The organism is Ruegeria atlantica, assembly GCF_947495585.1.
Taxonomy (GTDB): domain Bacteria; phylum Pseudomonadota; class Alphaproteobacteria; order Rhodobacterales; family Rhodobacteraceae; genus Ruegeria; species Ruegeria atlantica_G.
In genome coordinates this window covers 411297-425414 of the sequence record NZ_CANLZK010000001.1, presented here as the reverse complement: position 1 = coordinate 425414, position 14118 = coordinate 411297, and the positions used below count along the sequence as shown (strand labels likewise).

Below are 14118 nucleotides of genomic sequence, written 5' to 3'. Positions count from 1 at the left end.
CACCCCCATAACGGATGCAGTATCACGAACAACCAAGGACCGATGGAACCCTCTTCTGCTTCTCTGATCGACGGCGCATTCTGGTTTACCACAGGCGCCATCCTGCTTTTGCTTGTCCTGTCGGGCTTTTTCTCGGGTTCTGAAACGGCATTGACCGCGTCATCGCGCGGAAAACTGCGTGTACAGGCCGACAAGGGTTCACGCGGCGCGCAAAAGGCGCTGGAAATCACGGACGACAACGAACGGCTGATCGGCTCGGTCCTGTTGGGCAACAACCTTGTCAACATCCTTGCTGCGTCGCTGGCGACCGCGCTGTTCACCCGGCTGTTCGGCGAAAGCGGCGTTGCGTTGGCAACGCTTGTAATGACCCTGCTGGTCCTGATCTTTGCCGAGGTTCTTCCCAAAACCTACGCGATCACCAATTCGGAAAAAGCGGCCGCTGCCGTGGCGCCGATCATCGGCGTCGTCGTGACGGTGTTTTCGCCTATCGTTGCAGCCGTGCGCCTGCTGGTACGCGGTGTTCTGCGCCTGTTCGGCGTCCAGATCGACCCGGACAGCAACATTCTGGCCGTACGCGAGGAAATCGCCGGTGCGTTGCAGCTTGGTCATTCTGAAGGCGTGGTCGAAAAGGAAGACCGCGACCGTATCCTTGGCGCGCTGGATTTGGGCGATCGTACGGTTGAAGAGATCATGCTGCACCGCTCGAATATTGAGATGATCGATGCAGACGCCTCGCCCGAGGCCATCCTTCAGCAATGTTTGAAAAGCAGTCACACACGCCTGCCCGTGTTTCGGGATGAGCAAGAAAACATCGTGGGTGTCGTGCACGCAAAGGACCTGTTCCGCGCGATGTACGCCCATGCCGGAGGTAGTGAGAACGCCGATAACCGCCTGAAAGAATTCGACATCCTCAAGGTCGCGAACGATCCTTATTTTGTTCCGGAAACCACCACTCTGGACGATCAGATGCGCGAATTCCTTCGGATGCACAGCCACTTTGCGCTGGTGGTGGATGAATACGGTTCGCTGCGCGGGCTGATCACGCTAGAGGATATCCTTGAGGAAATCGTGGGCGAGATCGCGGATGAGTTCGATATAGACGAAGACGTTTCTGTAACCCGAACCGAAGATGGGCAGTTTCTGGTCGAAGGGGCCACCACGATCCGCGACGCCAACCGCGCGATGGATTGGTCCCTGCCCGACGTTGAGGCAAACACCATTGCCGGTCTGGTCATTCACGAAGCGCAGATGATCCCAACCGTCGGTCAGGTCTTTTCCTTTCACGGCTTCCGCTTTGAGGTGACAAAACGTCAAGGCAACCGGATCACCGAACTGAAAGTTCGCCCTCTCTGAAGACAACCAAAATAACTGCAAGAATCCACCGGCGTTCTGATCCGAGCGCCGGTTTTCTTTTGGACAACCACCCTATCCTTCCTGTTTGGGGTCGCCAGCAGGTGCTGAACCCGGATCGCCTTCCGCGACACTTTCTGTCGCTGAAGCTATTGCAAAGGCAGCTTTCCTATTGAGACTGACGGCATAGGCATCAGGAGACGTGCATGAAACTCACAACCCAAGTTGCAGTCATCGGCGGCGGAGTCGTTGGATGTTCCGTTCTCTATCACTTGACCAAGCTGGGGTGGACGGACGTGATGCTGTTGGAACGCTCCGAGCTGACCAGCGGGTCGACCTGGCACGCGGCGGGTGGGTTTCACACCCTGAACGGCGACACCAACATGGCGGCGCTGCAGGGATATACGATCCGGCTGTATAAAGAGCTGGAAGAGATTACCGGCATGTCCTGCGGTCTGCATCATGTGGGCGGAGTGACGCTGGCAGATAATCAGGATCGGTTCGACATGTTGCTGGCGGAACGCGCCAAGCATCGGTTCATGGGGTTGGAGACGGAAATCGTTGGTCCGGATGAGATCAAAAAGATCGCTCCTATCACCAACACCGACGGGATCATCGGCGCGCTTTATGATCCGCTGGACGGTCATCTGGATCCGTCGGGGACCACCCATGCCTATGCCAAAGCGGCCCGGATGGGAGGCGCTACGATCGAAACGCACTGCATGGTACACGAGACCATCCAACGCACCGATGGGACATGGGATGTGGTTACCGACAAGGGTACGATCCATGCCGAACACATCGTCAATGCCGGTGGCCTTTGGGCGCGCGAGGTTGGCGCGATGGCAGGCGTCTATTTCCCCCTTCACCCGATGGAACACCAGTACCTGGTGACAGACTCGATCTCTCAGATTGAGGCGATCATCGACGCTGGCGGCGAGCATCCGCATGTGATGGATCCCGCCGGAGAAAGCTATTTGCGGCAGGAAGGGCGCGGGCTGTGTATTGGGTTCTATGAACAGCACTGCAAACCCTGGGCTGTCGATGGCACACCGTGGGAGTTTGGTCACGAACTGCTGCCCGATGATTACGACAAGATCACCGACAGCATCGAATTTGCCTACAAACGCTTCCCCGTTCTGGCCAAGGCTGGCGTCAAATCGGTGATCCATGGACCGTTTACCTTTGCGCCCGATGGCAACCCGCTCGTCGGGCCGGTGCCGGGCATGCGCAACTATTGGTCCGCCTGTGGCGTGATGGCGGGTTTCAGTCAGGGCGGCGGGGTTGGCCTGACGTTGGCGCAATGGATGATCGAAGGAGAGCCTGAGCGCGATGTGTTCGCCATGGATGTCGCCCGCTTCGGAGACTGGATCGGGCCTGGCTATACGCGCCCGAAGGTGATCGAGAACTATCAGAAACGCTTTAGTGTCGCCTACCCCAACGAAGAACTGCCTGCCGCGCGTCCGAACCGGACCACCCCGATGTACGATATCTTCAGCGATCTGGGCGCGGTTTGGGGTCAGCAATACGGGCTGGAGGTTGCGAACTATTTTGCGCACGGTGACGAGCCGGGCTACGAAACGCCCTCGTTCCGACGCTCGGATGCCTTCGAGGCGACCGGGCGCGAGGTGCGCGCTGTGCGCAATGGTGTCGGCATCAACGAGGTCCACAATTTCGGCAAGTATCGCATCACCGGCCCGGGTGCGCGCGACTGGCTGGACCGCATCATGGCTGGCCGCATTCCAAAGCCTGGACGCCTGTCGCTGACACCAATGCTGTCGCCCAAAGGCAAGCTGATCGGGGATTTCACCGTTTCCTGTCTGGCCGAGACCGAATTCCAACTAACCGCGTCATATGGCAGCCAGGCCTTCCATATGCGGTGGTTCCTGCAGCATCAAAACGATGGCGTTTCAATTGAAAACATTAGCGACCGTCTGAACGGTTTTCAGATCGCAGGTCCCAAGGCGACTGAGGTTTTGGCCGCCTGTACCCGTACGGACATCTCGGACCTCAGGTTCCTTGATGTTCGCCGCATGACCATCGGTATGAACGACTGCACCGTTCAAAGGGTCAGCTACACGGGCGATCTGGGGTACGAAATCTACTGTGATCCGATGGCCCAACGGCAATTGTGGTGGACCCTTTGGCAGGCCGGTCAGCCCCACGGTATGGTGCCCTTTGGCATGCGCGCGATGATGAGCCTGCGGTTGGACAAGTTCTTTGGCTCGTGGATGCGCGAGTTTTCCCCCGATTACACCGCAGCTGAAACCGGGCTGGATCGCTTTATTGCCTTCACGAAGAACACCGATTTTACCGGTCGCGCCGCGGCCGAGCTGGAACAGTCCGAGGGGATCGCGCGCAAGCTGGTCTCGTTCGAAGTGGATGCCGAAGACGCTGACGCGAATGCCTATGAGCCGATCTGGCTGGATGGTGCGGTCGTCGGATTCTGCACCTCGGGCGGGTATTCCCATTATGCCGGCAAATCCATCGCAATAGGTTTCCTGCCCTCGGATCGCATACGTGACGGCTTGGAGGTCGAGATTGAGATACTGGGCCAGATGCGCAAGGCGCGCGTGATCTCAACCCCACTGTTCGACGCGGACGGTGAACGTATGCGGGGATGACAAAAGACGGCTACGGCGGCTATGTGAAGGTATGACAGACATTCCCATTATCCTTCTGGCCGCCGGGCAATCCCGCCGCATGGCTGGCACGGACAAGCTGATGCAAAGCGTCGATGGCATGCCCCTGCTACGGCGATCCGCACAAACAGCGTTGCAGGTAGGCCCGGTGATCGTTGCGCTTCCGCCTGCTCCGCATCCTCGCCAGGACGCCTTGAAAGGTATGGATGTTGTTGCAGTTGAAATACCCGACGCTGATGAGGGCATGAACGCCAGTTTGCGCGGTGCTCTTGCGCATGTGCCCGCCGATGCCAGGGCTGTCATGGTTCTACTGGCAGATTTGCCGGAAATCACAGTTGGTGACCTGAAGCAGGTCGCAGAGGCTGTCCAAGAATATCCAAATTGCTTGATCTGGCGTGGGGCGACAGCCACAGGAAAGCCCGGCCATCCGGTTGTGTTTGCTCGTCCGCTGTTCAAAGAGCTCAGGCAACTTACAGGCGATGAGGGCGCGCAGTCCGTTGTGCAGGCGCATAAGAATGCAGTGCATCTTCAACCACTACCCGGTCAAAACGCCCTGTTGGATCTGGACACTCCCGAGGATTGGGTACGCTGGCGGGCCGGGAAGGCCACATAACCGGCCTGCCAAAATAGAAACGGCCCGGTCGATACCGACCAGGCCGCTTGCCCAAAACAGGACTACCACTTTTCACCAATCCTGAAAACGCTGCCAAAAATGCCTATGGCACCCTGGCTATTCCGCCGCTGAACCTAAACAAGACCCCCTCGTTAACATGCCGCTCAGCGTTTCCAGTGACTGTGACAAGCCGTTGGCACCCCCTAGTGCCTTCGGCTCCCCCTTCGCTTGGGCAAGTTCATCGTCACCCAAACGGTGCGCCTAAACAACGTAAAATTGGAAAGAACAGTTATTTTTTGGCGTCTCGGTTTGGTTTTTGCGCAACATCCCGCCGAGGCGGAATCTACCTATAGATGATCAATAAACTGCACGCTCTAGGTCACATCGGGCGTTATGTATATTCTTTATTGAGCATATATACATCTTATCGGGAGGGTACGCATTTGATCTGCTCAGGTCGTTGAAACGCGTCACAACCAAGAGGTGAGCGGGTTTCCGTCGAGGCCTTCCATTTACCCTTTGTTACCAAAACTGAATCAATTTAGGATAATTCAGGATTTGACTTTCAAATTGTCAACAATGGATGATTCGCGACTGGCGATTCGCTACGATTCCCTGCGGACGGCCGTCATACAACGACCTGTTTGTGGCTAAATTAAGATATCTTAATCCTGAGCACAGGAAACTCACAGACTGATGCCTCATCTCCTCGGTTAACGCGCGCCTGCAATCGCGCGATATAAACAGGAGACTAAAATGAGCATCCGTAAATCCTCACTGCTTTTGCCACGCGCTACTGGCTTGGTTGGCGCATCCGCCCTTGGTGCAGCGCTGTTGGCCACGACAGCCTTGCCCTCACTGGCCGACGAAGCCCTGGCCGATCTGGTCGAAGGCGTGTCGCCGTCGGTAGTGACCATCATCGCGGAACAAGACATCGTACCCGTACAAGCGCCGGGACAAGGACAGAATTTTGATTTGGAAGACCACCCCTTTGGTGAGTTCTTCAAGCGCTTCGGCGCGCCTGAGGGCTTTCAGGCACCGCAGCGCGGACCATCCCAAGGTCTGGGGTCGGGTTTTGTATTGGACGAAGCCGGGTACATCATCACCAACCACCATGTTGTCGACAATGCCTCGACCGTGACCGTCCGTCTGAGCGACGATCGTAGTTTCGAGGCCGAGATTGTGGGCACCGACCCGCTGACCGATATCGCCGTTCTGAAGATCGACGCTGGCGAAGCGTTGCAGGCCGTCGAGATTGGTGACAGCGACGTTATCCGCGTGGGTGAAGATGTCGTGGCGATCGGCAATCCGTTTGGCCTGCATTCGACCGTAACCACCGGTATCGTTTCGGCCAAGGGCCGCAACATCTCGGCCGGACCTTACGCTGAATTCATTCAGACCGATGCAGCCATCAACAAGGGCAATTCGGGCGGTCCGCTGTTCAACATGGAAGGCGAAGTGATTGGCGTGAACTCGGCCATTTACTCTCCTACCGGCGGTTCGGTTGGTCTTGGCTTTGCCGTGACCTCGAACATCGTTGAACATATCGCGGCCGATCTGCGCGATGACGGCCAGGTCAGCCGCGGCTGGCTGGGTGTTTCGATCCAGAATGTCAGCCCCGAAATCGCAGCAGCGATGGGTATCGACGCCTCAACCGGCGCGCTGGTGTCGGATGTCGTCGCAGGCAGCCCGGCCGAAGGCGTGCTTGAGCAAGGTGATGTCATCCTGACTTTCAACGACGAATCCGTCGACTCCAGCAGTGAATTGCCGATCCTTGTGGGCACAACCAAAGTCGGTACCGACAGCGTCATGACCGTTCTGCGCGATGGCAAGGAACAGCAGATTGAACTGACAATCGGGCAGCATCAAAGCGCCTCGGCTGAGATCGACAAATCCGTGGACGAAGGTATCTCGGGCACTGCACTGGGCGTGACTGTCGCACCGCTGACCGACAGCAACCGTGCTCAGATGGGCGTTGCTGAGAATGTCGACGGTGTGGTCGTCACTGATCTGAAGCCAGACAGCCCTGCTGCCAAGGCCGGCCTGCAACGCGGCGACGTGATCGTAAAGCTGGGTGGTCAGGAAACCGCCTCCCCCGACGCGCTGAAGGCCGCGCTGGACAGCGAAAAGACTGATCCTGCGCTGGTGCTGATCAACCGTGGCGGAAACCAAATCTTCGTGGCGGTAGAGATCGCCTGATCCGAAGTCCGCGTGCGCCATTTGATGGGGATTTCTGGCGTACGCCTCCTCGGCGGATTGAATTGTCCGCATTCCGCTGAGACTGCCGGGTGCGCTGCAACGCACCCGGCACGTAATTTAAGCAAATCATGTGCTTTGCCGGATTTCTGTGTTTAAATCCCGCTAGAAAGGAACGCAAAATATGAGCCGTCGCCTGCTGATCGTCGAAGATGACGAGGACACTCGTGAGTTCATCGCCAAGGGCTTTGGCGAGGAAGGTTATGTGGTCGAGCAGGCCGCAGACGGGCGCGAAGGTCTGTACCACGCCACGGATGGTGGGTTTGACGCCATTGTGCTGGACCGGATGCTTCCAGGTCTTGATGGCCTTTCGCTAATCCGATCTTTGCGGGCGGCCGGGGTCAAGACCCCTACCCTGATGCTGACCGCGATGAGTGCGGTTGACGAACGGGTCAAGGGCTTACGTTCGGGTGCGGATGACTATCTGGTCAAACCGTTTTCGTTCCAGGAACTGCATGCCCGGATCGAAGCCCTGTTGCGACGCCCGCAGGAATCCGAGGAAACCGCGACGCTGACCTGCCGCGATCTTGAGATGGATCTGTTGACCCGCAAGGTCACCCGCGACGGGCAAGAGATTTCCCTGACACCGCGTGAGTTCCAGATCCTTGAATTCTTTCTGCGCCGCAAGAACCGCGTTGTATCGCGTACAATGCTGCTGGAAGGTGTCTGGGATTATCATTTCGACCCGAATACCAACGTGGTCGACGTCCATATATCAAAGCTGCGCCGCCAGCTGGATGAAGGCGACAGGCCGCCATTGATTGAAACAGTTCGAGGTGCGGGTTACATGATATCCGATGGATAACTTGCGACTTTCGTTCAATAATTCCCGTACCCGCCTCGTCCTTGCCAGCATGGTCCTCAGCACGCTGCTGACGGCAATTGTGCTGGGGCTTGTATACTTCACCGCCAATCGCAGTATCGAGGGTGAGACCCGCTCGGTGGTGTCCGCGGAACTGACAGGCCTGGCAGATGAATACGAACGACGCGGTCTGTTCGGGCTGTTGCAAGCCATTGAACGCAGGATTCCAACCGCGTCCGAGCGGGATGCGCTGTATCTTTTGACCGACCGGTTCGGCGTGAAGCTGGCCGGTAACCTCAAGCACTGGCCTGCGGATGTCACGGCAGGCAGCGGTTGGGTCGATCTGGATCTTCGCCGCGCCGATAACGACCAGTTGGTGCCGATCTCGGCCGCCTCAGTTCGCCTGCCCGGCGGGGAACGCCTGCTGGTTGGGCGCGATGCCCTCGCGCGGCAACAATTCGACAGGGCGCTGTTGCGCGCGGTTGGCTTGGCCCTAGCCATTGCACTGGCGCTAAGCCTTTTGACCGGCTGGCTTTTCACCCGGCTGGTGTTCACGCGCCTGTCCGAATTTGCGGGAACGGCGGAAAACATCGTGTCAGGTGATCTCTCCCGCCGCATGCCCTTGCGCGGAACCGGGGATGAGCTGGATCAAGTGGCCGGAACCTTGAACAGCATGTTGGACCGGATTGAGGAACTGATCAGCAATCTGCGCACAACCTCAAATTCAATCGCGCATGACCTGCGATCCCCCCTGTCCCGCCTGCGTCAAAGGGTCGAGTCACTGTCTGACCCGTCCAAAAGCGATCTGGACCGCGACGTCGACGTGGCGCGCGCGACAGCGGAAATCGACCACGTGCTGCGTGTTCTTGGGCAGCTGACCGAAATCTCACGCGCCGAGGCCGGTGTTGGGCGGGAACAGTTCGAACCTGTGGACCTGCAGCAACTGATTGGCGACGTCGTCGAACTTTATGATCCTGTTGCGGCCGATCAGGGAATTTCTTTGGAAGTTGTGGGCACCGCTCACACTGTTCAGGGACACCGCCCGCTTCTGTCTCAAGCACTGTCGAATCTTCTGGAAAATGCCATGCGTTATGCCCCGGAAAAGACGGCGATCACGATCACCCTGTCAGAAAGCGGACCCTACACCTGCCTGAGCGTGCGTGACCGGGGCCCGGGTGTCCCTAAAGAGGATTTGCCACGCCTGCAGGTGCCGTTTGTGACGCTCGATCCCGCAAGGACCGAGCGCAACTCAGGCTTGGGTCTGGCGCTAGTGGCAGCGATTTCACACATGCATCAGGGCGCATTCGACGCCCGCAATTGCGACCCGGGTCTTGAGGCAACAATCAAACTGGCTCGTAAGCCCTAGATTGGCACACCCTTGATCGCCATCATTTTGTTTTTATAACGTTTATCTGCCGTCACATCTGTTCCGAACCAGTCGGGCGGCGTGTATGCTTGCGCCTCGGCCTCTGTGTCGAACTCCACCTCGACCAGCCGCAGCGGCGCGAGGTTTCCCAGAAAGATGTCCAGCTCAAACACCCGACCGTCTGGCATTTTTCCGGTATAGCGTTCTTTCTCAACCCGACGTCCTTCGGTTTCCGGCCAGAAGGTTTCGAATTGCTCGGCCGTGATCTTGGCCTCGCGTTCCACCCGCACCAAGGAGCCCGCTCCTTTGAGCGTCAAGAAGTACCTGTCATTCTTTTGCCGCAGACGCAGTTCCGTGGAATCGCTCGGTGCAGTCAGATAACCTTGGCGGACGACGGCCTTATCCGCACCGCTCAGGTCGGGCAGTTCCGCCACCAGAAACTTGCGTTCAATTTCGGTGCTCATCGCTTTGAAATAACTCCGTTTTCCATCTCATTGTACAGCTTTTGATATGCCAGGCTGGCGGCGCTGCGCGGGGCGAATTCACTGACTGGCGCACGGTTCTGCCCCATCCGTTCGATATCCGCCGCAAACGGGATTGAGCTGTGCAGGAACCGTTTGCGATAGAGCTTTCGCATCGTATCCATAGTCTCAAGGTGCAGGGTCTTGCGCTGTTGCACCATGGAGAAGAATGCCGTCAGCTTTTTCTTCGACAACTTGTTGGCATCAAAAAAACCGACCAACTGATCGAAAGACCGTTCAGACAGGGTCGTCGGGATGACCGGAACCACAATCTGATCGGCCGCTTTGAAGATGTTTTCCGACAGGGTCGAAAAGTTGGGCGGGCAATCCAGAATGATCACCTCATAATCGCTGCCCGCCGAGATCAGCGCTTTTTTCAGCCGCGACCGCGTGTTCCGCATCCGTGACAGGAAGACGTCAAAATCCCGAAAGGTCATGTTTGCTGGCAGCACGTCCAGCCCATCGAAGTCACTGGCGCGAATGGACTTGGTAAACCGCGCGACATCCTCAAAGAACCTTGCATCTGTCAGCTTTTTGGATGGTTTGACGCGCAGATAAAACCCAGACGCCCCTTGCGGATCCAGGTCGCATAGCAAAACACTGTGCCCCGCTGCCGCGTAAGCATGGGCCAGATTGACCGAGGTCGCGGTTTTACCCACACCGCCCTTGTTGCTGTAACAGGCAATGATCTTCACTTCTCAGCCCTCCTTTTGATGAAACAAACTGCGGAACAGGTGCCGGATGTCCGGGCTGTCGAAATGCTTGAAACTTGCGATGACACGGTCACGTTCCGCCAATTGGCGCTGATCCAGAACAGAAATCAGCCCGCCCACGGATAAGGCCAACTGCGCATCAGCGCGGCCTTGCATATTGGTGTGCTGTTTAACAAAGCTCAGAAGCGCCCCTTGTTGGACTGAGAAATCATTGAATAGACCCAAATTATCCTGCAGCTTTTTCAATGGCTTGATGATCGTTTTAAATGCCTTTGCGTCAAACAAAGGCGCAAAGAACTCCATAAGATAACGCAGTTTTTTGCAGTCGATCCGCAGATTATGCACAGCTTCGTCAGGCGTGTTTGGCGTAATGCCGCGCGCCAGTTTGCAGGTTTTGCGATATCGTTTCCAGATCAGGGCGCGCGCGTATTCATAGGCAGGCCGATCTGCATTTGGGCCCGGCTGCAGGTTTGTCGGATTAGCGAAAAGCTCGGTCAACTTTTTCATCTGATTGTCATAGTTCTGCGTCCGAAAGAGCCGAGACAGACGTCCAAGTGCCTGGCTGCGTTCCTTTTCGAATTGCGCAAACATGGCCACGGCACCTTCATGAAGGTTCGGCGGTATCAGATTGAAGTAACTGTCTTTTTCCAACAGATAGACGTCCAAATCTCGCGCTCGTCCAGTGGATTCCATCAGGCCGGAAAACTCGCGCTTTAATGCAGCGGTTTGTTCAGGCGAGAGCACCCCCTTGAACAGGCTGATCACAGATCGCACGCGGCGCAAGGAAACGCGGTAGTCATGCAGAAATTCAGTATCAATATCATCGATCACGCCCGCCTCATTCTGGCGCGCGACCGCCAGATAGGTGCGAATGATGTCGGTGGCGACTTCAATTGATGGCTCTTGTTTACTAACGCGGATTTCGGGCTTGGCCTTGTATATGGTCGTGTCGGGAAACAACCAGTCGAACAATGGCTTAGCCTTGCTTTTGCCACCCTCCAATTTCGTCAGCTTTTCACAAACAGTCTTATACGCCCGGTCATATCCACGCATGTGTTGAACGGTTACAACTGTTACCTGCCCCTGATCCGAGGACATCAACATCATCGTGCCACGCACTTGTGTCTTTTGCAGGTCACCCAGAATGGCAAATGATCGGTGCTTGGCTCTGCCCGCTCCGACGCTCATCAACGCGCGCAACTTGGGAAAGCCCGCTAGACCCGCTTTGACGGATCCGTCAGGTAAATCCTGCACGAACTTGCCCTTACCCTTGCACTGCTGGGTTTTGGCTGTTCCGCCGCGCAACAAAAACAATGACCCATCGGTTTGGATCAATACCTTGCTAGATGCCCTGAGGGATTGGTCATGACAATCCAGAATATCAAAATTTCCAGCAGGTTCAGCGGCCTCGAACCGCAATGCCAATTCTTTCAAAGATTTAGTAAAACCCGCCTCATCGAATGTGCCCGGGATAACAAAACAGTTTTTGACCCGAGCCATTAAGAGCGTCCCTTTCACCGAGGATCCAGTACGTGATCATGAATTCATATTCCTGCGATCCGATCAACGACTAACTCCGTTGATCAACAGCAATGACCAAAACATCTGATTTTGCTCGAACAACCGAATGACTCTGTCCGGGCATTTGGCTAAGACGGGGGTATGTCTGATCCTGTTTCATCGATCCGCAATCTCGGCCCGGCATTTGAACAATCCTGCGCACGAGCAGGCATTCATTCTGCGCAGGAATTGCGCGATTTGGGAGCGGATGAAGCCTATGCGCGGCTATTGCAGGCGGGCACCCGACCGCATTTCATCGGATACTACGTGCTGGTGATGGGATTGCAGGGGCGCCCCTGGAACGACTGCAAGGGTGAGGAAAAGAAGGCGCTACGCGTAAAGTTCGACGCAATAAAATCCAGCGTTAGTACCGCCCCGGAAACCCAGATGATTTCTGATCTGGATGCAATTGGCATACGCGTTGCACCGAAAGATCTTAAACAGGTCTGAAACGAAAAAGGCCGCACCCCCAATGGGATACGGCCCTGAACTTCGTCTGACGGCGGATTAGCCGACCAGTTCGATGCCCGAGAAGAAGTATGCGATTTCAACCGCAGCAGTTTCAGGCGCGTCCGAACCGTGGACCGAGTTTTCGCCAACCGATTCAGCAAACTCGGCGCGGATGGTGCCGGGTGCTGCGTCTGCGGGGTTGGTTGCGCCCATGACTTCGCGGTTCTTTGCAATGGCGCCTTCGCCTTCCAGAACCTGAACGATAACCGGCTCGGAGGACATGAATTCGCACAGTTCGTCATAGAACGGACGCTCGGCATGCACGTCGTAGAACTTGCCAGCCTGAGCTTTGGTCATGTGGATGCGCTTTTGCGCAACGATGCGCAGGCCAGCGTCTTCGAACTTGGCGTTGATCTTGCCAGTCAGGTTGCGACGGGTTGCATCAGGTTTGATGATCGAGAATGTGCGTTCCAGTGCCATATCGGCCTCTCCTTACTATATGGCGCGAGGTACGCGCCGAAATCCATCGCGCGCCGCCTAACACGGTATGTGCCTCATGAAAAGTGGAATGATTGCGCCAGTGGGTCTTGGCGATCAGATTGTGTCCGGCAAGGGCTCTGACGCGTCGATCCGGCGAACGTAAAGCACAGCAAGCAATCCGACAAAGCTGCTGGCGAACATCATGCCCAACACCAGAAAGGGCCCATTTTCGGGGCTAACAAACGAGCCGGTCATCAAGGTCAGAACTGCGCCCAACGCCACGATCAGCGCGCCAGATAGTCCCGCGGCGCTGCCTGCCAGATTGGCTCTCACGGACATTACCCCGGCCGAGGCGTTGGCATTCGTCAGCCCATTACCGAAGCCCACGCAAATGGCCGATCCGAAGAATACCCAGACTGAACCCAGACCTGCTGTGAACAGCAGCAACCCGCAGAAAGGGCCAATAGAGGCAACGACCCGACCGATCAGGATCATCGTCGTCAGCTTCGTGTGTGCTGCGATACGCCCGGTGATGAAATTGCCCACCATGAAGCCGCCGGTAATAATTCCGATCCCCAGACCCAGCATGGCAGGGCTCAGTTCGAACCAGACCGCGGCGACCAGTGGCGCACCGGTGATAAAGCTGAAGAACCCGCCGATCGAGAATGCCGCGCACAGCGCGTAACCCCAGAACCGACGCGCGCGAAACAGGTGTGGGTATTCCTTTAACTGAGCCGAGAATGTTGCGGATCGGTTCGCATTTGTCTCACCCATGTCCGCCCACAACAACGCCAGCATCCCCGCCCCAAGGACCGAGTACAATATGAACCCGGCTCGCCAACCGAACAGCATATCCAGTGCGCCGCCCAGCATCGGGCCAAGCATCGGTGCCAAAGCCATTGCCATCGCAACATAGCCCAGTTTGCTGGCGGCCTCGTTCGGGGCATAGAGATCCCGGATCGAGGCGCTGGACAGCACGGGTCCGGCCACCACCGCTGCTTGAAGCAGACGGAAACCGAGGAATATCCAGATCGACTCGACCAATACGCAGCCAACCGATGCCACTGTGAAAACTGCCATGCAAATCAAAAGGATCGGTCTGCGACCATATCGGTCGGACAACGGCCCCATGATCAATTGCAACACGGCGGATACCGCCAGATACCCGGCGACTGACAGGTTAATCAGCCCGTAGTCGACCTGAAACCCCTCGGCCATCCTCGCAAGCGACGGCAGGAACATGTTCAACGACAAAACCGACAACGCCGTGGCGAAGATCAAAGTGACCAAAGAAGGAGGCGTCTGAGCCGCGCGCATGATGAAAACCGTCGAGTAATGCCAACCGGATCAGCGCTAACACATTGC

Annotated in this window: 12 protein-coding genes; 7 read left to right on the top strand and 5 right to left on the bottom strand. The window is 56.8% G+C overall.

What is annotated here, in order from left to right; translation table 11 throughout:
• Nucleotides 1–42 precede the first annotated feature (42 nt).
• The 6 genes from QMP16_RS02055 to QMP16_RS02030 all read left to right on the top strand — a co-directional run bounded on the left by QMP16_RS02055 (nt 43) and on the right by QMP16_RS02030 (nt 9029).
• Nucleotides 43–1353 carry an HlyC/CorC family transporter gene (locus QMP16_RS02055; RefSeq protein WP_113788952.1) on the top strand — a complete coding sequence of 437 codons (1311 nt, stop codon included), beginning with the start codon at nt 43–45 and terminating at the stop codon, nt 1351–1353.
• A gap of 203 nt (nt 1354–1556) precedes the next feature.
• Nucleotides 1557–3974, top strand: coding sequence for a GcvT family protein (locus QMP16_RS02050; RefSeq protein WP_282151041.1), 2418 nt, complete (start codon nt 1557–1559; stop codon nt 3972–3974).
• Between the two features lie 31 nt (nt 3975–4005).
• Nucleotides 4006–4605: a nucleotidyltransferase family protein gene (locus QMP16_RS02045; protein ID WP_282151040.1), complete on the top strand. Its 600-nt coding sequence runs from the start codon at nt 4006–4008 to the stop codon at nt 4603–4605.
• A gap of 756 nt (nt 4606–5361) precedes the next feature.
• Nucleotides 5362–6804 (top strand): Do family serine endopeptidase, encoded by a 1443-nt coding sequence (locus tag QMP16_RS02040; protein ID WP_282151039.1) that lies wholly within the window; start codon nt 5362–5364, stop codon nt 6802–6804.
• Nucleotides 6805–6985: 181 nt separating this feature from the next.
• Nucleotides 6986–7666: a response regulator transcription factor gene (locus QMP16_RS02035; protein ID WP_058273791.1), complete on the top strand. Its 681-nt coding sequence runs from the start codon at nt 6986–6988 to the stop codon at nt 7664–7666.
• Nucleotides 7659–9029 carry a sensor histidine kinase gene (locus tag QMP16_RS02030; RefSeq protein ID WP_282151038.1) on the top strand — a complete coding sequence of 457 codons (1371 nt, stop codon included), beginning with the start codon at nt 7659–7661 and terminating at the stop codon, nt 9027–9029. The genes QMP16_RS02035 and QMP16_RS02030 overlap by 8 nt, the downstream gene beginning before the upstream one ends.
• Here QMP16_RS02030 and QMP16_RS02025 read toward each other — a convergent pair.
• Genes QMP16_RS02025 through QMP16_RS02015 form a run of 3 tightly spaced genes read right to left on the bottom strand, consistent with a single transcriptional unit; the run spans nt 9026 to nt 11763 of the window.
• Nucleotides 9026–9493: a CYTH domain-containing protein gene (locus tag QMP16_RS02025; protein WP_282151037.1), complete on the bottom strand. Its 468-nt coding sequence runs from the start codon at nt 9491–9493 to the stop codon at nt 9026–9028. The two genes, QMP16_RS02030 and QMP16_RS02025, sit on opposite strands and share 4 nt — an antisense overlap.
• On the bottom strand, nt 9490–10245 hold the full coding sequence (locus QMP16_RS02020; protein ID WP_282151036.1) for a ParA family protein: 756 nt from the start codon (nt 10243–10245) through the stop codon (nt 9490–9492). The genes QMP16_RS02025 and QMP16_RS02020 overlap by 4 nt, the downstream gene beginning before the upstream one ends.
• 3 nt (nt 10246–10248) lie before the next feature.
• On the bottom strand, nt 10249–11763 hold the full coding sequence (locus QMP16_RS02015; protein ID WP_282151035.1) for a CHAD domain-containing protein: 1515 nt from the start codon (nt 11761–11763) through the stop codon (nt 10249–10251).
• 162 nt (nt 11764–11925) lie between these two features.
• On the opposite strand from QMP16_RS02015, the gene QMP16_RS02010 reads away from it, so the two are divergent.
• Nucleotides 11926–12273, top strand: a complete 348-nt coding sequence (locus QMP16_RS02010) for a TfoX/Sxy family protein (RefSeq protein WP_282151034.1) — start codon at nt 11926–11928, stop codon at nt 12271–12273.
• A gap of 57 nt (nt 12274–12330) precedes the next feature.
• Here the strand turns inward: QMP16_RS02010 and ndk are convergent, their stop codons facing one another.
• Both ndk and QMP16_RS02000 read right to left on the bottom strand, forming a co-directional pair.
• Nucleotides 12331–12753, bottom strand: coding sequence for a nucleoside-diphosphate kinase (gene ndk, locus QMP16_RS02005; RefSeq protein ID WP_058273797.1), 423 nt, complete (start codon nt 12751–12753; stop codon nt 12331–12333).
• A gap of 114 nt (nt 12754–12867) precedes the next feature.
• The gene (locus QMP16_RS02000) at nt 12868–14070 is read right to left on the bottom strand and encodes a multidrug effflux MFS transporter (protein ID WP_282151033.1); all 1203 of its coding nucleotides are present in this window, start codon (nt 14068–14070) and stop codon (nt 12868–12870) included.
• Between the last annotated feature and the right edge of the window lie 48 nt (nt 14071–14118).